Here is a 22,999-nt window from a genome sequence, read left to right as displayed (position 1 = left end):
ACGTGCGCGCCCCGGAGCACGACGGGGGTGACCTCAGCCGGCCCGGCGCGGTGGCGTACGCCGCCGAGTGGGCCCGGGCGGTGCGGCGGATCGGGTTCGTGCCGATGAGCGCGGCCGAGACCGAGCGCCTGCTGGTGCCGCTCACCGAGCGGCTGGCCCGGGCCATGCTGGCGCCCACCTTCTCCGCCCGGCCCGCGGAGGAGGTGGGGCGTGCCCTGGTGGAGGCGCACCTCACCGAGCCCGGTGTGCTCGACTGGTCGGTGCAGGCGCTCGGCGACCGGTTCCTGCCCTGGGTGCTGCCGGCCCGGCCGGAGGGACCCGAGCTGCGGGAACGGATCGCCCTGTTGCAGGGCGCGTTCGCCGCCGGGTTCACCCGGGCGTTGCGCGACCGGGTGTTCAGCCAGCAGGAGCGGATCGCCCGTTCCGCCTGGCAGGCCCGCGACACGGTCGAGCAGGCGTTGCGGGACAGCGAGGCCCGCTTCCGGGCGGTCTTCACCGGCGCCGCCATCGGCATCGGCATCGCCGGGGTGGACGGGCAGATCATCGAGGTCAACCAGTCCTTCGCGGACATGCTCGGCTACACCGTCGCCGAGATGCGGCAGATGAACGTGTCGGCGCTGGCCCACGCCGACGACGCGGCCGGCATGTGGGAGGTCTACCAGGAGCTGATCGAGGGCAAGCGGGACAGCGCCCGGGTGGAGAAGCGCTACAACCGCAAGGACGGCAGCGTCGTCTGGACCGACCTGGCCGTCTCGTTGATCCGGTACGACGACGGCCGGCCCCGGTTCACCGTCGCCATGATCGAGGACATCACCGAGCGGCACGAGTTGCAGCAGCGGCTGCGCTTCCAGGCGCTGCACGACCCGCTGACCGGCCTGCCGAACCGGACGCTGTTCTTCGAGGAGCTCAGCGACGTCTTCGACGCCGCCGGCCCGGAGCAGCGGGTCGGGCTGTGCTTCATCGACCTGGACGGGTTCAAGGCGGTGAACGACAGCCTCGGCCACGACCTGGGCGACCGGCTGCTCCAGGTGATCGCCCGCCGGCTGAGCGACTGCGTGTCCGGGCGTGGGCACGTGGTGGCCCGGATGGGCGGCGACGAGTTCGTCATCCTGGTCGACTCCGGCGGCGGCCTGGACGACGCGGTGGAGGTGGCCGAGCTGGCCTTGGCCGCGGTCTCCGCCCCGGTGCAGGTCGCCGACCAGCAGCTCGCCGTCTCGGCCAGCATCGGCATCGTGGACTGCCCGGCGGCGGAGACCAGCGTCGGTGAGCTGATGAAGGCCGCCGACACCACGCTCTACTGGGCGAAGGCGGAGGGGCGGGGCCGCTGGGCGGTGTACGACCCGGAGCGCAGCGCCGCCGACATCGCCCGGTCGGCGCTCGCCGCCAACCTGCCCGCCGCGCTGGACCGGGGCGAGTTCGTGCTGCACTACCAGCCGATCGTCTCGCTGCTGGACGGCACCATGGTGACGGTCGAGGCGCTGGTCCGCTGGCAGCACCCGGAGCTGGGCCTGCTGGGGCCGGACCGGTTCATCGGCCTGGCCGAGGAGACCGGCCTGATCGTCCGGCTCGGCGCCTGGGTGCTGCGCCAGGCGTGCCGGGACACCGAGTCGTGGCGGCGGGCCTATCCGGACACCACGCCGGTGGTCAGCGTGAACCTGGCCGCCCGGCAGGCCGACGACCCGGCGATCGTGGAGACCGTGGCCGAGGCGTTGCAGCACACCGGCCTCCCCGCCGAGCTGCTCCAGCTGGAGCTGACCGAGAGCGCGGTGATGGGCAGCGCGGGCGAGCCGCTACGGGCCCTGCACCAGCTCGCCGACCTCGGGCTGCGGCTGGCCATCGACGACTTCGGCACCGGCTACTCGAACCTGGCGTACCTGCGCCGGCTGCCGATCCACTGCGTGAAGCTGGCCGGCCCGTTCGTGGAGGGGATCCGGGGCGACGGCGCGGACGCGGTCGCCGACCACCGCGACGAGCGGATCGTGGACGCCCTGGTCCGGCTGGCGCACGCGCTGGAGCTGTCGGTGACGGCAGAGGCGGTGGAGACCGAGGTACAGGCCGAACGGCTGCGCGCGCTGCGGTGCGACACCGGCCAGGGTCGCTGGTTCGGCCCCCCGATGCCCGCCGCCGCCATCCGCGCCCGCCTCGCGGGGTAAGGAAGGGCACCCTGTTGACGCCTCCGGTAGAGGAAGGGCCCCCCGCTTAACACCCCGGTTGCGTAGCACCCGCAGAGAAGAGAGAGAACACGTGAGTCTGAGCGATTCGCAGGCGGTGGTGTCGGTGGTCGCCGCGCTCGCCATCCTGGCCGGGCTGGCCGGCGTGGTGGTGCCCGGCCTGCCGGCGCTGCCGCTGTGCTGGGGCGGGGTGCTGGTGTGGGCCCTGTTCGGCGACGCCGGCGCGGGCCGCTGGGCGGTGCTCGCCGCCGCCACCGTGGTCGCCGCCGGCGGCACCGTGGTCAAGTACCTCTGGCCTGGGCGGAACCTGAAACGGACCGGTGTGCCGACCAGATCGCTGCTGGCCGGCGCGCTGCTCGGCGTGATCGGGTTCTTCGTGATCCCGGTGGTCGGGCTGCCGATCGGCTTCGTCGCCGGGATCTGGGGCGCGGAGCTGCTGCGGCTGGGCAGCAACCGGCTGGCCTGGCCGGCCACCGTGCAGGCGCTCAAGGCCGCCGGGCTGTCCATGCTGGTCGAGTTCATGGCCGGCGCGGTGATCGCCGCGCTCTGGGTGGCGGGCCTGCTGTTCGCCTGAGCGGGCGCCTGCGGCGACTCGGCGCCGGCCGGCGTAGGCCGGAGCTCCCCGTCCTGGGGGAGACGGTTGACCCGTGGGCGTGAGGTCGCCGGCCGGCACCGTCTCTAGCGTCGGTTTAATGGTCCTCCTACGCCCGGCCGCCCCGCGACGAACGGCCCAGGACAGGGCGCTGCACCGGTCCGCCGCCCACCGGCGGGCGGCCCGGGCCTGGGCGCTGCTGCGCCTGACCCGCCCCTGGTTCTGGCCGCTCGGCTGGGCCGCCGCGTACGCCGGGTCGGTGCTCGCGACCCGCAGTTGGCTGCCGCCGCCGGCGGCGCTACCGCGGTCGCTGGCCGCGCTGGTCGTGCTCGGACCGCTGGTGTGGGCGGCCGTGCTCGCGGTCAACGACCGGCACGACCTGCCCAGCGACCGGCGCAATCCGCGCAAGGCGAGCGCGCCGCTGGTCACCGGCCTGCTCACCGAGATTGACCTGGTCCGCTGCCACGTCGGCGCCACGGTGGCGGCGCTCGCGCTGGCGGTCACCGGGATCGGGCCGGCGTTCGCGCCGGGCACGGCCGTGGTGCTGCTGCTCGGGTGGATCTACAGCGCCCCACCGGTACGCCTCAAGAGCCGGCCCGGCCTGGACGTCGCCGCCAACGCGCTGGCTGTCGGGGTGCTCGCGCCGCTGGCCGGCTGGTCGCTGCACCGGCCGTTGTCCGGCTACCCGGTGCTCGTCGCGGTGCTGGGCCCGCTGCTGGTGGCCGCGCTCTACCTGCCGACGACCGTGCTGGACGCCGACGCGGACATCTCGGCCGGGGACACCACGGCCGCGGTGCGCTGGGGTACGCGCCGGTGCCGGCGGGCCGGCCTGACCCTCTGGGTGGCCGCGACCGGGGTCTGGCTGGCCGTCTGCCACCTGGGCGTGCTGGTGCGGCGGGACTCGTGGACCGTGCAGGACCTCTGGGCGCCGGTGCTGATCGCGGGCTACGCCCTCGCGGTGCGCCGGCCGTCCATTGCCCGGCTGGCCGTGGTCTGCCTGCTCTTCGCGGTGCCGGCGGCGGACTTCCTGACCTCGTGGATCGCCGCCGGCCCGGCGTGAGGTGCGGCGGCGCGGGCGTCCTGGGGTACGGCGGAACGCCGTACTTCAGTGAGAGAGAGGTGGACGCCGCGCGCCGCCGCGGACCGGGCGTTGCCGAGCGCCCGGCGCCGGCCCGTCGGGTCGGGCCTGGTCACAGCTCCAAGCATGCCCCCGGCGGGCCGGTGGGACAACGCAATTAATCGGGCCGCATATTGACCGCCTTGATCGACGGGGGCACACTGCGAGCACTCGTACGGGGATTTCGCCTCGAGGAGGTGTGCAGTGGCCACGACGCCCGCGCCGACCGCCGAGCAGCCGATGGACGACGACGCCCGACGACTCGCCGAACTCGGCTACAAACAGGAGTTGCGCCGCAAGTGGAGCGGCTTCTCCAACTTCGCCATCTCCTTCTCGATCATCTCGATCCTGGCCGGCTGCTTCACCACGTTCGGCCAGGCGTGGAACAACGGCGGCCCGGTGGCCGTGTCCTGGGGTTGGCCGCTGATCTCGATGTTCATCCTGATCATCGGGTTCTGCCTGGCCGAGCTGGTGTCCGCGTACCCGACGGCGGGCGGCATCTACTGGTGGGCGGCGACGATGGGCCGGCCGGTGCACGGCTGGTTCACCGGGTGGCTCAACCTGATCGGGCTGGTCGCGGTGACCGCCTCGGTCGACTACGGCTGCGCCACGTTCCTCAACCTGACGCTGTCGGCGCTCTTCGACGGCTGGGCCGGCACCGGACACCAGACGTTCGGGCTGTTCGTGGTGATCCTCGCGCTGCACGGCCTGATCAACATCTACGGGCACCAGATCATCGACGTACTCCAGAACGTCTCGGTCTGGTGGCACGTGGCCGGCGCGGCCGCGGTGGTGCTGATCCTGGTCCTGGTCCCGGACGACCACCAGAGCTTCCGGTTCGTGTTCACCGAGCGGTTCAACAACTCCGGCTTCGGCGACGGCGACACCGGGGGGCTGACGTTCTGGTTCTACGTGCTGCCGCTGGGCTTCCTGCTCACGCAATACACGATCACCGGCTTCGACGCGTGCGCGCACGTCTCGGAGGAGACCCGGGGCGCGTCCAAGGCCGCCGCGCAGGGGCTGTGGCGGTCGATCTTCTATTCCGCCGTGGGCGGCTGGATCCTGCTGCTCGCGTTCCTGTTCGCCGCCACCGACGTGGACGCGATCAACGAAGCCGGCGGTTTCTCCGGGGCGATCTTCGAGACCGCGCTGACCCCGTTCTTCTTCAAGGCCGTCATCATCATCTCCACCATCGGGCAGTTCTTCTGCGGGATGAGCTGCGTGACCTCGATGTCGCGGATGGCGTACGCGTTCAGCCGGGACCGGGCGGTCCCCGGCTGGCGGCTCTGGTCCAAGGTCAACCGCAACGGCACGCCGGTCAACGCCATCATCGGCGCCACGCTGGCCGGGCTGGCGCTCACCCTGCCCGCGCTCTACCAGCGCGGCGGCATCCCGGTCGCGTTCTACGCGGTGGTGTCGGTGGCGGTGATCGGGCTCTACCTGTCGTTCATCATCCCGATCTTCCTGCGGCTGCGGATGGGGGACCGGTTCGTGCCGGGGCCGTGGACGCTCGGCCGGCGCTACCGGCTGCTCGGCTGGATCGCGGTGGTGGAGATCGCGATCATCTCGGTCTACTTCGTGCTGCCGATCGTCCCGGCCGGCGTGCCGGGTAACCCCGACTTCAGTTGGACCGCGGTGAACTACGCGCCGCTGGCGATCGGCGGCGTGCTGCTCGGCGTCGCGATCTGGTGGTACGCCTCGGCCCGCACGTGGTTCACCGGCCCCCGTCGCACCGTCGAGGACCCCACCTCCACCCCACCCCCCTCCTGACCCCGCCCAGCTGGAACACCACGGGCGTCAACACGCGCGCGAGACACCCATGGCGTTCCACCCGACGGGCTGCACGGCGGTCAGTGGAACACCATGGGTGTCAAAACAGCCCCGAGACACCCATGGCGTTCCACCGACGCGGAGGAGTGGATCAGGTGACCGGGCCGAACTGCTTGGCCAGGGTGAGGAATGAGCGCCACGACGCGGGGGTGACGTGGAGGGTGCCGCCGTCGCGGTCCTTGGTGTCGCGGATCAGCACCAGGCCCGGCAGGTTGTCGGCGACCTCCACGCAGTCGGTGTTGCCGCTGCGGGTCGCCTTACGCCAGGTCGCGTCGCTCAGGTCCATGACGTCACTACCTCTTTCAAAAGTTCGAGCGACTGCCGGCGGGACAATGCCTCGCTCCGGATCATCTCCCACCTCGACAGAAGAGTAGCCACGTCGGCATCGCCGTCGATCACGCTCGTGGTGAGCTGACATTCCATGCTGGCGACCCAGCCGCCCTCCTCGCCTCGTGCCAGGGTGAACGGACCGGACATGCCGATGTGCAAACCGACATGCAGTGGAAGCACGTGGACGCTGACGTGGGGACGCTCCGCACACGCCACCAGATGCTCGATCTGCTGCGACAGCAGGCCCCGGAAGCTCTCATCGCGCCGGTGTAGCACGCCTTCGTCGAACACGACCACGAGCTGCGGCGGGTTCTCCTGCCGCAGCACGTCCTGGCGATCCATCCGGGCCGTCACCCGGCGCTCCACCTCGGTATCGGTGAGCAGACCGTCGCAGCGGATCACCGCCCTGGCGTAGTTCTCGGTCTGGAGCAGGGCCGGGATGAGCGTCGGATGGAAGCACCGGAGCTGTCGGGCGCTGCGCTCCGCGTCGAGCCACGGTCTGAGCCACGACGGCAGACCGTCGCGCTCGGCCATCTTGAGCAGGGCGATCAGCAGCCCGCCGGAGTTCAGAACCTCGTCGGCACGCGCCAGGAAGAGGCGGTCGTAGGGACGGCCGCCGGTCTCGACGGCCGAGACCATTGAGGCGGAGTAGTGCACCAACCGACCGAACTCTTCCTGGTTCAGTCCGGCCGCGTTCCGCAGTCGGCGGATCTGTGCGCGGATCAACTCCGCTGTCGGCTCTCCCACAACTCCTCCACAGATCTGACCCGAACTTCGCTCGACGTTCGCTGGCCGGGCCCCGCTCTGACAGGTGCGCCGACACCCGGCTCGATGCCTTCCGACCGTAACTGCGTCCTCAGCAGACTGTCACGTGTGCGGATCCGCTCGCCGCTGTCGAGCGTGGGCGGGTTCCAGCCCGGGGCCGCCCGGTCCCGACGAGTACCGGGCGGCCCCTTCCACCAACGACGAGGAGGCCGAGGTGCAGGAGTGGCGGACGGAAGGGGACCTCCGGTGACCGGCCTCGGCGGCGTGCTCGCCGTCACCGGACACCTCGGCTGCCACCCGACGTGGGACTGTGAACGCTGCGGCGAGCCCTGGCCCTGCCCCGCCCTGCGCGACATCCCCCGGCACCAGCTCGAACCGGCGGCACTCATCCCGGTCATGGCCTTCCTGCTGCGCGGCGCGATCCGGGACCTGCGGGGCCGGGCGGAGGGACCGGAGCCGCCCGAGATCGTCCGGAGGTTCCTCTGGTTCCTGCCGCTCACCGACGACGAGGCGCGGGCGATCGCCCGCCGACTGCGGTGACCGGTCGCCGGCGCGTTCCGCACGCGCCCATGCGTCCGCTGTGGCGGTGCCGCAACTGCGGCGCAGAGTGGCCCTGCCAGCCGGCGCGGCTGTCGCTGCTCGTCGAGTACCGGGGTGACCGGGTCGGGCTGCTGCTCTACCTGGGCGCGCTGATGGCCGAGGCGGGGGAACAACTCGCCCGGTCGAATCCGGACCACCCGCCGGACCTGCACCACCGCTTCCTGGCCTGGGCGCGGGTGCGTGGTTGACGCCGTCGGCGGCTGTCCGCGTACCCCTGGGGTCAGGGTGTGGGTTGGCGGTGGGTGAGCGGGAAGCGGAGGACGCGGTCGTCGTCGGCCGCCGGCGGGACGCCGCGCGGCTCGCGGTTGCTGGTGGTCACCCAGAGCGCGCCGTCGGGGGCGACCGCGACGGTACGCAGGCGGCCGTACGTCCCGACCAGCTCCGCCACCGGTACGCCGACCTCGCCGGCGGCGTCGACCGGCACCGTCCAGAGCCGGGTGCCGCGCAGCGCGGCCACGTAGAGCGTGCCCCGGGCGAACGCGGCGCCGCTCGGTGAGGCCTGGGCGGGCGGCCAGACGACCACCGGGTCCCGGAACCGGGGGTCGCCGGCGACGCCCTCCACGACCGGCCAGCCGTAGTTGCCGCCCGGCACGATCCGGTTCACCTCGTCCCAGGTGCTCTGCCCGAACTCGGTGGCGAACAGCCGGCCGTGCCGGTCCCAGGCGAGCCCCTGCACGTTGCGGTGGCCGTAGCTGTAGACCGGTGAGCCGGGGAACGGATTGTCCGCCGGCACCCGGCCGTCCGGGCGGATCCGCAGGATCTTGCCGTTGCGGCTGGTCAGGTCCTGGGCGCGGGCGGGCACCCCGGCGTCGCCGACGCCGGCGTAGAGCATCCCGTCGGGGCCGAACGCGATCCGCCCGCCGTCGTGGAAGGTGGCCCGGGGGATGCCGCTGACCAGCACCTGCGGGACCGGCGTCGCGGCCAGCCGGAACCGGACCATCCGGATGTCGGCGGCGGTGGTGTAGGCGGCGTAGACCCACCCGTCGCGCGCGTAGGTGGGGGAGACGGCGAGCCCGAGCAGGCCGGCCTCGCCGCCGGCGACCACGTCGGCGAGGCGGGCCACCTGTCGGGGCGGTCGGCCCGGGCGCACCCGGACGATGGCGCCCAGGTCCCGCTGGGCGACCAGGGCGCTGCCGTCGGGCAGGAAGGCCAGCCCCCAGGGCACCGCCAGCCCGGCGGCGATTACCCGCGGCTTCGTCAGGTCGTAGCCGGCCGCCGGCCGCCGGTCGACGTGCCGTTCGAAGCCGGCCGGGCGCAGGTCGACCAGGTCCGGCTGCGGGGCGGGAGCGGCGGCCGGTCGGGTTGGGCCACCGACGGGCTGCCGGTCGGCGCGGGCGTCGGTGGCGCCCAGCCCGACCGCGAGGACGGCGGCGACGGCCGCGACGATCCGACGACGCATGTGCCCTCCTGGCGTTTCGCCCCCGGTCCCGCCGGGGCATTGACGGTGATCCGGTTTGCCAGTAGACCTTGGTGGTGGAGGCCCCTGATGAGTAGAACGCCGTTCTCCCTGGAGCAGTTGCGGGTCGCCGTCGCCGAGGGCGGGATCGACACGGTGGTGCTCGCCCTCACCGACATGCAGGGCCGCCTCCAGGGCAAGCGGATCCACGCGCCGTTCTTCCTCGACCAGGTGGTGGAGAACGGCAGCGAGGGCTGCAACTACCTGCTCGCCGTGGACGTGGACATGAACACCGTCGACGGGTACGCGATGTCGAGCTGGGAACGCGGCTACGGCGACTTCGCCATGCGCCCCGACCTGGACACGCTGCGCCGGACGCCGTGGCAGCCCGGCTCCGCGATGGTGCTGGCCGACCTGGAGTGGCTGGACGGCTCCGGCCCGGTGGTCGCGTCACCCCGGCAGATCCTGCGCCGGCAGCTCGACCGGCTGGCCGCGCACGGGCTGACCGCGTACGCCGGCACCGAGCTGGAGTTCGTGCTCTACCGCGACTCGTACGAGGAGGCGTGGCGGCGCGGCTACCGCGAGCTGACCCCGGCCAACCAGTACAACGTCGACTACTCGCTGCTCGGCACCGCCCGGGTGGAGCCGCTGCTGCGCCGCATCCGCACCGAGATGGCCGGGGCCGGGCTGACCCCGGAGAGCGCGAAGGGCGAGTGCAACCTCGGCCAGCACGAGATCGCCTTCCGGTACGACGAGGCGGTGGCCTGCGCCGACCACCACGTCATCTACAAGAACGGGGCGAAGGAGATCGCCGCCCAGGAGGGCATGTCGATCACGTTCATGGCCAAGCCCAACGAGCGGGAGGGCAACTCCTGCCACATCCACTTCTCGCTGCGCGACGCCTCCGGCTCGTCGGCGATGCTGGGCGACGGGCCGGCGCACCTGAGCGTGACCGGGCAGCGGGTGCTGGCCGGGCTGCTCGCCACGATGCGCGAGTTCAGCCTCCTCTTCGCGCCGAACATCAACTCCTACAAGCGCTACCAGCCCGGCTCGTTCGCCCCGACCGCGTTGCGCTGGGGCACCGACAACCGCACCTGCGCGCTGCGGCTGGTCGGGCACGGGCAGGGGATGCGGGTGGAGAACCGGGTCCCGGGCGCCGACGTCAACCCGTACCTGGCGATCGCCGCGCTGGTGGCCGGCGCGGTGCACGGCATCGAGCACGAGCTGGAGCTGCCGGCGGAGTGCACGGGCAACGCCTACGACGACCCGGCCGCCGAGCGTGTCCCCGGCACCCTGCGCCACGCCCTCGACCTGTGGCAGGGCTCGGCGGTCGCCCCCGAGGCGTTCGGCGACGAGGTGGTGGCCCACTACACCAACTACGCGAAGGTCGAGCTGGCCGCCTTCGACGCCGCCGTCACGGACTGGGAGCTGATCCGTGGCTTCGAACGCCTCTGACCCCGCCCGGCCCTCCACGATCTTGCACTTGCGGCCCGTGGCTCGCGGCATGAGTGGCTTTTGTCCGGGCAGCAACTGCAAGATCGCCGAGGGAAGGGGGGCGCGTGGGTGAGGTGATCTCGCCGGTCGACGGGGTGGCGATCGGGGATGTGCCGAGGTGCTCCGTGGCGGACGTGGACGCGGCCGTGGCGCGGGCCGCCGCCGCGTTCGAGCGGTGGCGGAACGTGACGCCGGGGGACCGGGCGCGGCTGCTGCGGCGGTTCGCCGCCCAGGTCGACGCGCACCTGGAGGAGCTGGCGCGGCTGGAGGTGCGCAACGCCGGGCACACCATCGGCAACGCGCGCTGGGAGGCCGGCAACGTCCGGGACGTGCTCGACTACTACGCGGGCGCGCCGGAGCGGCTGACCGGGCGGCAGATCCCGGTGCCCGGCGGGCTCGACGTCACGTTCCACGAGCCGCTGGGCGTGGTCGGCGTGATCGTGCCGTGGAACTTCCCGATGCCGATCGCCGGCTGGGGTCTCGCCCCGGCGCTCGCCGCCGGCAACACGGTGCTGCTCAAGCCGGCCGAGCTGACCCCGCTGACCGCGCTGCGCCTGGCCGAACTGGCGCTCGACGCCGGCCTGCCCGAGGGCGTGTTCACCGTGCTGCCCGGGCCGGGCAGCGTGGTGGGCGAGCGGTTCGTCACCCACCCGGCGGTCCGCAAGGTCTGCTTCACCGGGTCCACCGAGGTCGGCACCCGGATCATGGCAGGCTGCGCCGAGCAGGTGAAGCGGGTGACGCTGGAGCTGGGCGGCAAGTCGGCGAACATCGTCTTCGCCGACGCGGACCTGGCGAAGGCGGCGGCCACCGCGCCGTCCTCGGTCTTCGACAACGCCGGCCAGGACTGCTGCGCCCGCTCCCGGCTCCTGGTCCAACGCGCGGCGTACGACCGGTTCCTGGAGCTGCTCGAACCGGCCGTGCGGGCGTTCCGGGTGGAGGACCCGGCCCGGGAGACCGCCGAGATGGGCCCGCTGATCTCCGCCGCGCACCGGGACCGGGTCGCCGGTCACGTCGAGGGCGCGGACGTGGCGTTCACCGGCACCCGCCCCGACGGCCCCGGCTTCTGGTACGCCCCGACCGTGCTGCTCGCCGGCTCGCCGGCGGACCGGCACTGGCGTGAGGAGATCTTCGGCCCGGTCGTCTCGGTGCTCCCCTTCGACGACGAGGCGGACGCGGTCCGGCTCGCCAACGACACCGAGTACGGGCTCTCCGGCTCGATCTGGACCCGGGACGTGGGCCGGGCCGTCCGGGTGGCCCGGGCGGTCGAGGCCGGCAACCTCAGCGTCAACTCGCACTCCTCGGTGCGCTACTGGACCCCGTTCGGCGGGATGAAACGTTCCGGCCTCGGCCGGGAGCTGGGTCCGGACGCCCTGCACGCCTTCACCGACGTCAAGAACGTGTTCATCGGCACCGAGGAGTGATCACAGTGCAGGGACGGCTTCAGGACCGGGTGGCCGTGGTGACCGGCGCGGGCAGCGGCATCGGCCTGGCCACCGTGCGGCGCTTCGCCGCCGAGGGGGCCCGGGTGGTCTGCGTGGACATCGACGCCGACGCCGGCGCCCGGGCGGCCGAGGAGGCCGGCGGGGAGTTCGTCGCCACCGACGTGGCCGACGAGGCGGCGGTCCGCGACCTCTTCGACGGCGTGGTGGAACGCCACGGCCGGGTGGACGTCGCCTTCAACAACGCCGGCATCTCGCCGCCCGACGACGACTCGATCCTGGACACCGGGCTGGACGCCTGGGAGCGGGTGCTGCGGGTCAACACCACGAGCGTCTACCTGTGCTGCAAGCACGTCATCCCGCACATGCGCCGGCAGGGCAAGGGTTCGATCATCAACACCGCGTCGTTCGTGGCGCTGATGGGCGCGGCGACGTCGCAGATCGCGTACACGGCGAGCAAGGGCGGGGTGCTCGCGATGACCCGGGAACTGGGGGTGCAGTTCGCCCGCGAGGGCATCCGGGTCAACGCGCTCTGCCCCGGCCCGGTCGCCACCCCGCTGCTGCTGGAGCTGTTCGCCACGGACCCGGAGCGGGCCGCCCGGCGGCTGGTGCACGTGCCGATGGGCCGGTTCGGCGACCCGGCCGAGATCGCCGCCGCGGTGGCGTTCCTGGCCAGCGACGACGCCTCCTTCATGACCGCCGCGCAGTTCGTGGTCGACGGCGGCATCACCGGCGCGTACGTCACTCCACTGTGAGCCGAGGGCCGGTGAGCGGGATCACCGCGTACGTCGAGCGGCCGTCACCGGTCGGGGCCGTCACGATGTCGCGCAGATCACAGCCGGCGGACCCGCGGCCCGGCCCGGCTCGCCCCCGCCCTCCGGTTACGCCAGGATGAGCCGGAGGTAACCAGCGTCCACCGGGTCGTGTGCGTTACGTTGCTCGTCCGTGGGGGTAGTAGGCGGGGACGGTCGGCGTGGTCGCGCCGGCCGTCGTGGACATGGCCGGAGCGGGAGGCTGCATGGGCTCGGCCCAGGGGGGCGGGGACGTCGGTCGGTCGTCCCCGGCGGCCGGTGAGTGGTCACTGTCGCCGTTGCTGACCGCCGCGTTCGCCGCCGGCGGCGAGATGGGCGAGCGGCTGCGCGGCTTCAACTGGTCGACGACCCGTCTCGGCACGCCGGACCGCTGGCCGGCCGCGCTCTGCCACGCGGTGAGCACCATGCTCGCGTCCCGCGCCCAGATGGTGGTGTTCTGGGGCGAGGAGCACCTGGCCTTCTACAACGACGCCTACCGGCCGACCATCGGCGACAAGCACCCGGCCGTGATCGGGCAGTCCGCGCGGCTGCACTGGGCGGAGACCTGGGACGTCCTCGGCCCGCTGCTGGACGGGGTGCGCGACAGCGGTGTGCCCTACCGGGGCGAGAACCACCCCTTCGTGATCAACCGGCACGGCTTCCTGGAGGACGTCTACTTCGACGTCTCGTACGACCCGATCCGCGACGCCGACGGCACCGTCAGCGGGATCTTCTGCGTCGTCAACGAGACCACCGGCCGGGTGCTCGGCGAGCGCCGGCTGCGGACCCTGGCCGACCTGGGCAACGAGTTGGGCGACGTGCCGAGCACGCTCGAGCTGGGCCGGGCCGTGGCCCGGGTGCTCGACGCGCACCGCGCCGACGTGCCGTTCAGCGCGATGTGGCTCCACGACGCCGACGGCGCCCCGGCGCTGGCCGGCTGCTCCGGCGTCGACCCGGCTCTGCTCGCCGGCTGGTCCGGCCTGCCCGCCGGCGAGCCGTTGACCGCGCCACGCTGGATCGCCACCGCCGACCTGCCCGGCGCGGTGCCGGCGGACGCCGCCGACCAGGCGCTGCTGCTGCCGCTTACCGCCACCAACGAGCCGGCGGGCGCGCTGCTGCTCGGCGTGGCCCGCGGGCTGTCGTTCGGCGACGACTACCGGGACTTCGTCGACCTGGTCGCCGCGCAGGTCTCCCGCGCCGTGGGCAAGCAGCGGGCGTACGATCAGGAGCGCATCCGCGCCGCCGAGCTGGCCGCGCTGGACCGAGCCAAGACCAACTTCTTCGCCAACGTCAGCCACGAGTTCCGCACCCCGCTCACCCTGGTCCTCGGGCCGCTGGAGGAGATGCTCGCCGACCGGGAGCTGCCCGACCGGTACACCGACCGGCTGGCCGTCATGCACCGCAACGGACTGCGCCTGCTCAAGCTGGTGAACACGGTGCTCGACTTCTCCCGGCTCGAGTCCGGCCGGCTGGCCGCCCGCTACCAGCCCACCGACCTGTCCGACTACACCTCCCGGCTGGCCAGCACGTTCCGCTCGGCCGTCGAGCGGGCCGGGCTGCGCCTGGTGGTCGACTGCCCGCCGCTGCCCGCGCCCGTCTACGTCGACCGGGACATGTGGGAGAAGATCGTCCTCAACCTGGTGTCGAACGCGTTGAAGTTCACCTTCGACGGCGAGATCCGGGTCCGGGTGCGCCCCGGCGACGGCGTGGCCGTGCTGGAGGTGACCGACACCGGGGTCGGCATCGCGCCGGAGGAGCTGCCGCAGGTCTTCGAACGGTTCCACCGGGTCGCCGGGGCCCGCTCCCGCACCCACGAGGGCACCGGCATCGGGCTCGCGCTGGTCCGCGAGCTGGTCGAGATGCACGGCGGCACGGTGACCGGGCGCAGTGTCGTCGAGCGGGGCACCACGTTCACCGTGACCGTGCCGTTCGGCTACGCGCACCTGCCCGCCGACCGGGTGTCCGCGCTCTCCCCGGTGCCGCTGACCGAGTCGGAACAGGCCCGGCTCCACGTCGCCGAGACGGCGCTCTGGACCGACGAGGTGGCCCGACCCGCCGGGCTGCCCGAGTCGTCCGGCACGCCGGGCGGCTCGGGGCGCGTCCTGCTCGCCGACGACAACCCCGACCTGCGCGAGCACGTCGGTCGGCTGCTCTCCCCGGCGTACGAGGTGGTCGCCGTGCCGGACGGCGTGGAGGCGCTGCGACTGGCCGTGGACACCCCGTTCGACCTGGTGCTGACCGACGTGATGATGCCCCGCCTGGACGGTTTCGGGCTGGTGACCGCGTTGCGCGGCAACCCGCTCACCAGGCACGTGCCGATCGTGATGCTCTCCGCCCGCGCCGGCGCCGCCGAGGAGGTCGCCGGTCTCTCGGCCGGCGCGGACGACTACCTCACCAAGCCCTTCTCCAGCCAGGAGCTGGTCGCCCGGGTGCGGGCCAACGTCGAGCTGGGACAGCTTCGCGGGCAGATCATCCGCCGGCTGCGGGCGCTCGCCGACGCCGCCGTGGCGATCAACACGGCCCGCTCCACCGCCGAGGTGGTGCGGGTGGCCGCGCACCACGCGCTCAGCCTGGCCGAGGCGGGCCGGGTGATGGTGGTCGCCACCGGCGCCCGCCACGAGGAGGACGCTGGCGGGGACCTGCCGGCCGAGCCGTCCACGGTGCTGCCGCTCACCGGCACCACCGGCGAGCAGCTCGGCGAGTTGCGGGTGTGGCGTCGCGAGGGCGGTGGCACCGAGCAGGCGGCGCTGACCGAGCTGGCCCGGCTGGTCGGCGTACGGCTGGAGAACGCCCAGCTCTACGAGGCCGAGCACCGGATCGCCACCACGCTCCAGCACAGCCTGCTGCCGCGTACGCTGCCGCAGCTGCCCGGCGCGGTGGTGGCCAGCCGTTACCTGCCCGGCAGCGCCGACGTCGAGGTCGGCGGCGACTGGTACGACGTGATCGGCACCGCCGACGACGACCTGGTGCTGGTCATCGGCGACGTGGTCGGCAAGGGCGTGCGGGCGGCCGCCGCGATGGGCCAGCTCCGCAACGCGCTGCGGGCGTACGTGCTGGAGGGCTACGACCCGGGCGAGGCGCTGACCCGGCTCAACCGGCTCGTCCACTCCACCGGCGGCGGCTCCTTCGCCACCGTGGTCTGCCTCGACTTCTCCCCGCGCACCGGCCGGCTCCGGTACGCCAGCGCGGGTCACCCCTCGCCCCTGTTGATCCGAGGAGACGACGTGGCGTTCCTGCACGATCGGGCCCTCGGACCGCCGGTCGGGGCGATCCCGGGCACCGTCTACCGGACCGTCGAGGGCGAACTCGCCCCGGGCGGCCGGCTGCTGCTCTACACCGACGGCCTGATCGAGGACCGGGAGGCGGGCATCGACGCCGGGTTCGACCAGTTGCGGGCCGACGCGACCGCGCGCGGCGAGCACGTCGCCGACCTGGTGGACGCCGTGGTGGAGCGGGTCTCCGGGCGGTCCCGGCACGACGACGTGGCGGTGCTCGCGCTGGAGGCGGCCGAGCTGAACCGCTTCGCGCTGCGGCTGCCGGCCGACCCGACCCGACTCAGCGTGCTGCGCAAGCGGCTGGAGGACTTCCTCGTCGCCCACCAGGTCGGCGAGACCGACCTGTTCGACCTCACGGTGGCGATCTCGGAGGCCGCGGCGAACGCGATCGAGCACCCGGTCGACCCGGCCGAGTCGACCATCGGGGTCGAGGTCACCATCGTCGACCGTACGGTCACCGCCACGATCCGGGACAGCGGCCGCTGGCGCGAGTCCAGCGGGTCGAGTTTCCGTGGCCGCGGGCTGGCCCTGATCCAGGCGCTCGGGGAGATGAGCGTGACCCGTACCGAGGACGGCACCGAGCTGACGTTGCGGCGCCGGCTGGCCGACTAGGGCGGCTCAGCCGTCGGCCAGCCAGGCCTGCTCGCCCAGGCCGGAGACCTCCAGCACCCGCCGGACCTGCCGGGACGGCAGCACGGTGAGCGCGGCCGGGAACTTCTGGGAGAGCCGGACCACCGCGTGGATGGCAGCCGAGTCGAAGAAGGTGACCGCCCGCAGGTCGAGCGTGAGCTGTTCGGCGGGCTCGCGCAGCGCGGTCTGGAACATGGTGTCGGCGGTCGCCATGTCGACCTCGCCGGTCACCTGGACGTGAAGCCGGACGCCGTCGCCCTCCGTCGTCACGGAGAAGACGGGCGATGCGCCCCCTTGATCCACGCAGCAACAATGGCACAGCGTTTGCCGCGCGGCAACAACCTGCCCGGCGGGGCCGTGGCGGGGTCCGGACGGGGGCCGGCGATAAGCTGAGGGCATGACCGTCCGTGCGCCGCTGACCCCCGGCACGCTCTCCCCGTGGCGGGCGGTTCCCGCCCACATTCCGCGCCCGGAGTACGTGGGCAAGAAGCGCCCGCAGGAGTGGCGCGGCTCGCACGTGCAGACACCGGAGACCATCGAGAAGATGCGGGTGGCCGGCCGGCTCGCGGCCCGGGCCACCCAGCTCGCCGGCGAGCACTGCAAGCCCGGGGTGACCACCGACGAGATCGACCGGGTGGTGCACGAGTTCCTCTGCGACCACGGCGCCTACCCGTCGACGCTGGGTTACCGCGGCTTCCCCAAGTCCTGCTGCACCAGCCTCAACGAGGTGATCTGCCACGGCATCCCGGACTCCACCGTGCTGCGTGACGGCGACATCATCAACATCGACGTCACGGCGTTCCTCGACGGGGTGCACGGCGACACCGACGCCACCTTCTGCGTGGGCGAGGTGAGCGAGGAGGCCCGGCTGCTGGTCGAGCGGACCCACGCGGCGATGATGCGCGGCATCAAGGCGGTCGCGCCGGGGCGGCAGATCAACGTCATCGGCCGGGTGATCGAGTCGTACGCCAAGCGGTTCGGCTACGGCGTGGTCCGCGACTTCACCGGGCACGGCATCGGCGAGACCTTCCACAGCGGCCTCTACGTGCCGCACTACGACAGCCCGCGTCCCACCGACGTGATGGAGCCCGGCATGACGTTCACCATCGAGCCGATGATCACCATCGGCACGTACCAGTACGACATGTGGGACGACGGCTGGACCGTGGTCACCAAGGACCGGAAGTGGACGGCGCAGTTCGAGCACACCATCGTCGTGACCGACGACGGCTACGAGATCCTGACCCTGCCGTGACCGAGACCCCGGCGGCGCTGCGCGAGGCGCACCACGCGGACGTGTCCGGCGGCTGGCTGCGGCCGGCCGTCTTCGGCGCGATGGACGGTCTGGTCACCAACATCGCGCTGATCGCCGGCGTCGGCGGTGGCGGGGTGTCCCCGCGCAGCGTGGTGCTGACCGGCACGGCCGGCCTGGTGGCCGGCGCCATCTCGATGGGCCTGGGCGAATACACGAGCGTCCGCTCCGCCAACGAGCAGGTGGCCGCCGAGGTGGCCAAGGAGCGGCGCGAGCTGGAGCGGCACCCGGAGGCGGAGGCCCGCGAACTGGCCGACGCGTGGGTCGCCCGGGGCCTGCCCCGCGACCTGGCCACCCAGGTCGCCGAGGCGGTCCGGCGCAACCCGGAGGAGGCGCTTCGGGTCCACGTCCGGGAGGAGTTGGGCGTCGACCCCGACGACCAGCCCAGCCCGTGGGCGGCGGCGATCTCGTCGTTCGTCTGCTTCTCGATCGGCGCGCTGGTGCCGCTGCTGCCCTACCTGCTCGGCTTCACCAGCCTCTGGCTGGCCCTCGCCGTCGGTGGGGTGGGGCTCTTCCTCGCCGGGGCGATCGTGGCCCGGTTCACCTACCGGTCCTGGTGGACCGGCGGCCTGCGGCAGTTGCTGCTCGGCGCGCTGGCGGCCGGCGCCACCTACCTGATCGGCGCGCTGATCGGCGTCGGCGGCTTGGGCTGACCCCCGCCCGCCCCGTCACCTGATTCACGGTAAGAGTGCCCATGCTGCGCCCCATGCCCACTCTTACCGTGAAACAGCGGGCGAAGGGTGGGCGGGGTCAGCCGACGGGGGACAGGCGGAAGACCTTGATCTCGCGACCGCCGGCCCGTTCCACGTACGTGCGGTAGGCCGGCCACTCCTCGACCAGGCGGTCGAACAGCCGGTCCCGTTCGGCGCCGCTCACCTGCTCGGCGCGCACCGGGATCCGGCGCCCCTTGACATCGACCTCGGCGATCGGCCGGGCCAGCAGGTTGAACGTCCACGACGGTTGGTGCTGCTGCCCCCAGTTGGAGCCGATCACCACGTAGGCGTCGCCGTCGGGGACGTAGAGCAGGGGGTTGCTGCGGGGCTTGCCGGAGCGGCGGCCGGTGGAGGTGAGCACCAGCGTGGGCACCAACCCGAAGGCGACCACCCGCCCCTTGGTCAGCCGGCCGACCAGCCGGTCGGCGGGGACGAGCACGCGCATGGTGGTGGCGAACCACCGTTGGTGACCGAGACGGCGGGTGAGGGATCCCAGGGCGGACACCCGCCCAGTGTGCCCCTGGATCGGCCGTCAGTCGAGGCGGCGCTCGATCGGCAGGCGGGAGCGGGTGAGCAGGGCCGCGCCGGCCATCGCCACCAGCGGCACCACGACCAGCACCGTCATGGTGAGACCGGGCACGGTCACCGGGTACGACGGCTGCACCGGCCAGGAGTCCGCGTACCGCTGGTTGAGCGAGGTCAGGACGACGGTGGCCGAGCCGAGTCCGGCCACGATGCCGAGCGCCGAGCCGAGCACCGCGATCACGCCGGCCTGGCAGAGCGAGAGCACCCGGCGTACCCGGGGGTCGGCGCCGACCGCCGCGAGCGTGGACAGGTCTCGGCGGCCCTCGGCGGCGGCCAGACCGGTGGCGACCGCGGCGGCGCCGAGCGTGATGATCCCGGAGGCGACGGCCAGCAGGAGCAGCAGCGGTCGTTGGTCCGACGGCGGGTCGGCGGTCGACACCTGCGCGTACACCCGTACGACGTCGGACAGTTCGTCGACCAGCCGTTCACGCTGCCCGTCGGTGGGCGGGCCGGTGGTGTCCACCAGGTAGCCCGTCGGCGCCGGGGCCAGGCCGAGCGCGTCCGCCGCGGCGGGGGAGATCACCAGCCGGTCCACCGGCAGCCCGCCGCGCAGGACGTGGCCGGGCAGGAGACGGACGGCCGTCGGAACGCCGGGGCCGTGGTTGACCTCCACCCGGACGTGCCCGTCCACCACCTGGTGGGGATCGGTGACCACCACGCCGCCCGCGGCGAGCGTCCGGCGTGCGGCGGCCACCTCGTCGGCCGGGGCGCCGGTGAGCGCGGGCAGCGCCGCGCCGTCGTCCACCAGGGTCGGTAGGGAGATGTCCTGCGGTTCCCGGAACGGCCGGTGACAGCGTGGGTCCTCCCGGGCCGCGGCGGGACCCGACTCGAACGGCCCGTACGGGCAGCGCTCCTCGGGCGGGCGCATCGCCTGGGCGAAGCAGTAGGCGTCCGGGTCGGCGGGACGGGCGCACCCCGGGATGGCGAGGGCCGCCACGGTGGCGTCCGGCAGCACCGCCCGGACCCGCGCGGCGACCGTCCCGGCCGCCGGCAGCGTGCCGGCCGGCGAGTCGGTGAGCTGGAGCAGCACGTGGCCCGGCGGCAGGCCGGGCTGCCAGAGCGCCCGCTCCCGGGCGTCGTCGCTGGCCACGTAGACGCCGAGCGCGACACTGCCGGCGACCGCCGCCATCACGGCCGAGATGGCCGGCGCGGCCGACGACCGGTTGCGGCTGGCGTCACGCAGCGCGAGCCGGGGTGTCAACGGCAGCAGCCGGCCGGCCCGGGCGAGCAGCCCGACCAGCGTCGGCGTGCAGAAGACCAACCCCAGCTCACCGAGGACCACACCGGCCAGCACCCCGGTCGGCGAGGTGCGGGTGGCGGCGAACGCGGCCAGCGCGGTGCCGGCCACCGTGAGCACCGCGCCGAGCAGCAGCCACCGGCGGCGCGGCCGGGGCGCCTCGCGCCGGCCGGCCAGGCCGGCCAGCACGTCCTGCCGGGCCGCGGTCCAGGCCGGCGCGAGCGCCGCCAGCACGCCGGCCAGCACCGCGACCGCGGCGATCGCGGCGAGCGCGGTCGGGAAGACGCGGTACCCGCCGAAGCGCTCGTGGACCAGGTACTGCTCGACCAGCGGCCGGCCGGCGAACGCGGTCCCGACGCCGAGCAGCAGTCCGAGGGCGGCCCCGCCGGCGCCGAGGACCACCCCGTCGGCGAGCACGATCCGGCGCAGGTGGGCCGCGTCCCCGCCGGCCACCGCGACCAGCGCGAGGTCCCGCCGGCGGCGGCGGACGCCGACCGCGAAGGCCGGGCCGACCAGCAGCACCACCTCCAGCAGCCCCAACCCGCCGACCAGCACCGAAACCCCGGTCTCCTCGGCGCCCGGCAGCGGCACGCCCCGGGCGACCTCGGGCCGCCCGGGCAGCGGGTGGCGGGTGGTCACCTGGATGCCCTGCGCGTTGAGCCGGTCGGCCAGCGCTTGATCCAGCGGGCCGGGCAGGTCCGCCAGCCAGCTCGCCTCGCTCGGCGCTCCGTCCGGGGCCAGATCGGCCATGGTGACCATCTCGCGCAGGCTGTCCGGGAACTCGACCACCCCGACGACCCGGTACGTGGTGCCGTCGGCGGCGCGCACCGGCGCGCCGACCCGGGTGTCCAGCCGGCGCAGGGCGGCCGGATTGACCGCGATCTCGTCCGGCCGGATCGGTGGCCGGCCCTCGCGCACGGTCGCCAGCGGCCGGGCGAGCGGGTCGGTCAGATCGACGGCCCGTGCGTCGATCGGCTGCGTCCGGCGGCCGACACGGGTCTCGAACGACACCCACCAGCGCACCCGGGTGACCCGGCTGCCGGCGGGCAGCAGCGCCCGCAACTCGTCGGCGGAGACCGGCCGGGTCCGGGGCACCGGGTCGCCCTCGACCGGCCACGCCGACTCGCCCCACGCGTCCTGCGTCAGCGGGGCCAGGTCGGTCCAGCGCAGTTCGGCGTCGGCCGCGCCGAGCCGTCGGTCGAGCCGCTCCGACCGGGTCAGCTCGGACATGTCGTAGCTGACCGCGGCGAAGCTGAGCCCGAGCACCGGCAGCGCGATCATCACCAGCACCAGCAGGGTGCGCCGGCGGGACCGGCGGGCCTCCCGGCGGGCGATCCGCAACGCGGTACGCCACGAGCCGCGTGCCGCGGCGAGCCGGCCGGAGGTCACCGGCCGCTGCCGCTGAGCAGGTGCTCGATGCCGATCAGCGGGGCGGTCGAGTCGACCAGCACGCCGTCGCGTAGGAAGACCACCCGGTCCGCCCAGCCGGCGTGCCGGGCCTCGTGGGTGACCAGCACCCCGGCGGCGCCGTCGTCCACCCGGCGGCGCAGCAGGTGCAGCACCGCCTCGCCGGCCTGGGAGTCCAGCGCGCCGGTCGGCTCGTCGGCGAGGACCAGCCGGCGTTCGCCGACCAACGCCCGGGCGATCGCCACCCGCTGCTGCTGGCCGCCGGACATCTGGTCGGGGAACCGGTCGGCCTGACCCGCGACGTCCACCTCGCGCAGCGCGGCCAGGGCGAGCCGGCGGGCCGCCCGCACCCCGGCGCCGTCCAGTTCCAGGGGGAGCGCCACGTTCTCCACCGCGGTCAGGCTGCCGAGCAGGTTGAGATCCTGGAAGACGTACCCGATCCGGCGGCGGCGCAGCCGGGCCAGCTCGCGGGCCGGCAGCCCGCCGAGCGCCTCGCCCTCGACCAGCACCTCGCCGCCGGTCGGTCGGTCCAGCCCGCCGGCCAGGGCCAGCAACGTCGACTTGCCGGAGCCGGAGGGGCCCATCACCGCCACCAGCTCGCCCGCCCGCACGGTGAGGCTCACGCCGCGCAGCGCGTGCACGGCGGCCTCGGCGGCGCCGTGCGTCCGGCGCACGTCGCGAAGTTCCAGCACTGCGCTCATCTCCGCCGACCTCCGTGTCGTGTCACCGGCGGGCCTCGTCGCCGGCCCGGTCCACCGCCTCGCGGTGGACGGCGGGCCGGCCCGGCGCCGGCCGGTGGCGGACCAGGCTGGTCTCGCAGTGGTCGAGCCAGCGCACCTCGGCCTCCGCCTGGAAGATCATCGCGTCCAGCACCAGCCGCCAGGGCAGATCCTCCGGCTTGTCGCTGGTGTACTTCAACCTGGTGAACTCCTGCAGCGCGCGCATGGTGGCGCTGCGCTGGGTCTGCACCACCGCCCGGACGTCCACCCCGGGAGTGGTCAGCGCCAGCGCCAGCTTGATCGACAGCTCGTCCCGGGGCCGGTCGGCGCGGCTGATCGGGGTGGCGAACCAGAGCGCCAGGTCCGCCCGCCCGGCGTCGGTGATCTCGTACGGCCGCTGCCCGCTCTCGTTCTCCGGCAGTGGGCGGACCAGGCCGTCGCGTTCCAGCCGGGCCAGTGTGGTGTACACCTGCCCGATGTTGAGCGGCCACGTCGACCCGGTCGATTCCTCGAACGCGGCACGCAGCTGGTAGCCGTACATCTGGCCGCGTTCGAGGAGGGCGAGCAGGCCGTGGCGGATGGACATGGCCTGGAGT

The 22,999-nt window shown here is 73.7% G+C and carries 20 protein-coding genes; 12 read left to right on the top strand and 8 right to left on the bottom strand.

Features of this window, described 5'->3' with window-relative positions:
• Positions 1-2 precede the first annotated feature (2 nt).
• The 4 genes from ACGFI2_RS00545 to ACGFI2_RS00530 all read left to right on the top strand — a co-directional run bounded on the left by ACGFI2_RS00545 (position 3) and on the right by ACGFI2_RS00530 (position 5,650).
• The gene (locus ACGFI2_RS00545) at positions 3-2,153 is read left to right on the top strand and encodes a putative bifunctional diguanylate cyclase/phosphodiesterase (RefSeq protein ID WP_393508347.1); all 2,151 of its coding nucleotides are present in this window, start codon (positions 3-5) and stop codon (positions 2,151-2,153) included.
• Positions 2,154-2,244: 91 nt separating this feature from the next.
• Entirely contained in the window at positions 2,245-2,745 is a 501-nt protein-coding gene (locus tag ACGFI2_RS00540; RefSeq protein ID WP_393508344.1) for a DUF456 domain-containing protein, read from the top strand.
• 118 nt (positions 2,746-2,863) lie between these two features.
• The gene (locus tag ACGFI2_RS00535; protein ID WP_393508342.1) at positions 2,864-3,823 is read left to right on the top strand and encodes a UbiA family prenyltransferase; all 960 of its coding nucleotides are present in this window, start codon (positions 2,864-2,866) and stop codon (positions 3,821-3,823) included.
• 261 nt (positions 3,824-4,084) lie between these two features.
• On the top strand, positions 4,085-5,650 hold the full coding sequence (locus ACGFI2_RS00530) for an amino acid permease (protein ID WP_393508339.1): 1,566 nt from the start codon (positions 4,085-4,087) through the stop codon (positions 5,648-5,650).
• 151 nt (positions 5,651-5,801) lie between these two features.
• On the opposite strand, the gene ACGFI2_RS00525 is transcribed toward ACGFI2_RS00530, so the two are convergent.
• Both ACGFI2_RS00525 and ACGFI2_RS00520 read right to left on the bottom strand, forming a co-directional pair.
• Positions 5,802-5,996, bottom strand: coding sequence for a DUF397 domain-containing protein (locus tag ACGFI2_RS00525; RefSeq protein WP_393508337.1), 195 nt, complete (start codon positions 5,994-5,996; stop codon positions 5,802-5,804).
• Positions 5,987-6,787: a helix-turn-helix transcriptional regulator gene (locus tag ACGFI2_RS00520; RefSeq protein WP_393508334.1), complete on the bottom strand. Its 801-nt coding sequence runs from the start codon at positions 6,785-6,787 to the stop codon at positions 5,987-5,989. Before ACGFI2_RS00520 ends, ACGFI2_RS00525 begins: the two co-directional genes overlap by 10 nt.
• Positions 6,788-7,051: 264 nt before the next feature.
• On the opposite strand from ACGFI2_RS00520, the gene ACGFI2_RS00515 reads away from it, so the two are divergent.
• Positions 7,052-7,345, top strand: a complete 294-nt coding sequence (locus tag ACGFI2_RS00515; protein ID WP_393508331.1) for a hypothetical protein — start codon at positions 7,052-7,054, stop codon at positions 7,343-7,345.
• A gap of 29 nt (positions 7,346-7,374) precedes the next feature.
• The gene (locus tag ACGFI2_RS00510) at positions 7,375-7,593 is read left to right on the top strand and encodes a flavin reductase (protein WP_393508328.1); all 219 of its coding nucleotides are present in this window, start codon (positions 7,375-7,377) and stop codon (positions 7,591-7,593) included.
• 32 nt (positions 7,594-7,625) lie between these two features.
• Here the strand turns inward: ACGFI2_RS00510 and ACGFI2_RS00505 are convergent, their stop codons facing one another.
• Positions 7,626-8,804 carry a PQQ-dependent sugar dehydrogenase gene (locus ACGFI2_RS00505; protein WP_393508325.1) on the bottom strand — a complete coding sequence of 393 codons (1,179 nt, stop codon included), beginning with the start codon at positions 8,802-8,804 and terminating at the stop codon, positions 7,626-7,628.
• A gap of 87 nt (positions 8,805-8,891) precedes the next feature.
• On the opposite strand from ACGFI2_RS00505, the gene ACGFI2_RS00500 reads away from it, so the two are divergent.
• From ACGFI2_RS00500 to ACGFI2_RS00485, 4 genes are all read left to right on the top strand, one after another.
• Complete coding sequence (locus ACGFI2_RS00500) at positions 8,892-10,256, top strand: glutamine synthetase family protein (RefSeq protein ID WP_393508323.1); 1,365 nt, start codon at positions 8,892-8,894, stop codon at positions 10,254-10,256.
• 113 nt (positions 10,257-10,369) lie between these two features.
• Entirely contained in the window at positions 10,370-11,716 is a 1,347-nt protein-coding gene (locus ACGFI2_RS00495) for an aldehyde dehydrogenase family protein (RefSeq protein WP_393510017.1), read from the top strand.
• 5 nt (positions 11,717-11,721) lie between these two features.
• Entirely contained in the window at positions 11,722-12,489 is a 768-nt protein-coding gene (locus ACGFI2_RS00490; protein ID WP_393508320.1) for a 3-oxoacyl-ACP reductase, read from the top strand.
• 263 nt (positions 12,490-12,752) lie between these two features.
• Positions 12,753-16,412, top strand: a complete 3,660-nt coding sequence (locus ACGFI2_RS00485) for a SpoIIE family protein phosphatase (protein ID WP_393508317.1) — start codon at positions 12,753-12,755, stop codon at positions 16,410-16,412.
• Positions 16,413-16,418: 6 nt separating this feature from the next.
• Here the strand turns inward: ACGFI2_RS00485 and ACGFI2_RS00480 are convergent, their stop codons facing one another.
• On the bottom strand, positions 16,419-16,733 hold the full coding sequence (locus ACGFI2_RS00480; RefSeq protein WP_393508314.1) for an STAS domain-containing protein: 315 nt from the start codon (positions 16,731-16,733) through the stop codon (positions 16,419-16,421).
• A gap of 94 nt (positions 16,734-16,827) precedes the next feature.
• Here ACGFI2_RS00480 and map point away from each other — a divergent pair, with 94 nt between their 5' ends.
• Both map and ACGFI2_RS00470 read left to right on the top strand, forming a co-directional pair.
• Positions 16,828-17,685: a type I methionyl aminopeptidase gene (gene map, locus ACGFI2_RS00475; protein ID WP_393508311.1), complete on the top strand. Its 858-nt coding sequence runs from the start codon at positions 16,828-16,830 to the stop codon at positions 17,683-17,685.
• Entirely contained in the window at positions 17,682-18,395 is a 714-nt protein-coding gene (locus ACGFI2_RS00470) for a VIT1/CCC1 transporter family protein (protein WP_393508308.1), read from the top strand. The genes map and ACGFI2_RS00470 overlap by 4 nt, the downstream gene beginning before the upstream one ends.
• 97 nt (positions 18,396-18,492) lie before the next feature.
• Here ACGFI2_RS00470 and ACGFI2_RS00465 read toward each other — a convergent pair whose 3' ends face one another.
• Genes ACGFI2_RS00465 through ACGFI2_RS00450 form a run of 4 tightly spaced genes read right to left on the bottom strand, consistent with a single transcriptional unit; the run spans position 18,493 to position 22,989 of the window.
• Positions 18,493-18,960, bottom strand: coding sequence for a nitroreductase family deazaflavin-dependent oxidoreductase (locus ACGFI2_RS00465; protein WP_393508305.1), 468 nt, complete (start codon positions 18,958-18,960; stop codon positions 18,493-18,495).
• Positions 18,961-18,987: 27 nt separating this feature from the next.
• Positions 18,988-21,666: an FtsX-like permease family protein gene (locus ACGFI2_RS00460; RefSeq protein ID WP_393508302.1), complete on the bottom strand. Its 2,679-nt coding sequence runs from the start codon at positions 21,664-21,666 to the stop codon at positions 18,988-18,990.
• The gene (locus tag ACGFI2_RS00455; RefSeq protein WP_393508299.1) at positions 21,663-22,385 is read right to left on the bottom strand and encodes an ABC transporter ATP-binding protein; all 723 of its coding nucleotides are present in this window, start codon (positions 22,383-22,385) and stop codon (positions 21,663-21,665) included. Before ACGFI2_RS00455 ends, ACGFI2_RS00460 begins: the two co-directional genes overlap by 4 nt.
• 22 nt (positions 22,386-22,407) lie before the next feature.
• On the bottom strand, positions 22,408-22,989 hold the full coding sequence (locus ACGFI2_RS00450; protein ID WP_393508296.1) for a PadR family transcriptional regulator: 582 nt from the start codon (positions 22,987-22,989) through the stop codon (positions 22,408-22,410).
• Between the last annotated feature and the right edge of the window lie 10 nt (positions 22,990-22,999).

Origin of the sequence: Micromonospora sp. NPDC049282 (genome assembly GCF_043197045.1) — a bacterium.
Lineage (GTDB): Bacteria > Actinomycetota > Actinomycetes > Mycobacteriales > Micromonosporaceae > Micromonospora.
The sequence above is the reverse complement of the archived record's forward strand: the minus strand, read 5'-3'. Positions and strand labels throughout refer to the sequence as shown.

Excerpts from the sequence above, each read along its gene's own strand:
- ACGFI2_RS00500 (WP_393508323.1), top strand. The coding sequence starts at position 8,892 with ATGAGTAGAACGCCGTTCTCCCTGGAGCAGTTGCGGGTCGCCGTCGCC.
- ACGFI2_RS00535 (WP_393508342.1), top strand. The coding sequence starts at position 2,864 with ATGGTCCTCCTACGCCCGGCCGCCCCGCGACGAACGGCCCAGGACAGG.
- map (WP_393508311.1), top strand. The coding sequence starts at position 16,828 with ATGACCGTCCGTGCGCCGCTGACCCCCGGCACGCTCTCCCCGTGGCGG.
- ACGFI2_RS00450 (WP_393508296.1), bottom strand. The coding sequence starts at position 22,989 with ATGTCCATCCGCCACGGCCTGCTCGCCCTCCTCGAACGCGGCCAGATG.
- ACGFI2_RS00505 (WP_393508325.1), bottom strand. The coding sequence starts at position 8,804 with ATGCGTCGTCGGATCGTCGCGGCCGTCGCCGCCGTCCTCGCGGTCGGG.
- ACGFI2_RS00485 (WP_393508317.1), top strand. The coding sequence starts at position 12,753 with ATGGGCTCGGCCCAGGGGGGCGGGGACGTCGGTCGGTCGTCCCCGGCG.
- ACGFI2_RS00510 (WP_393508328.1), top strand. The coding sequence starts at position 7,375 with ATGCGTCCGCTGTGGCGGTGCCGCAACTGCGGCGCAGAGTGGCCCTGC.
- ACGFI2_RS00525 (WP_393508337.1), bottom strand. The coding sequence starts at position 5,996 with ATGGACCTGAGCGACGCGACCTGGCGTAAGGCGACCCGCAGCGGCAAC.
- ACGFI2_RS00455 (WP_393508299.1), bottom strand. The coding sequence starts at position 22,385 with ATGAGCGCAGTGCTGGAACTTCGCGACGTGCGCCGGACGCACGGCGCC.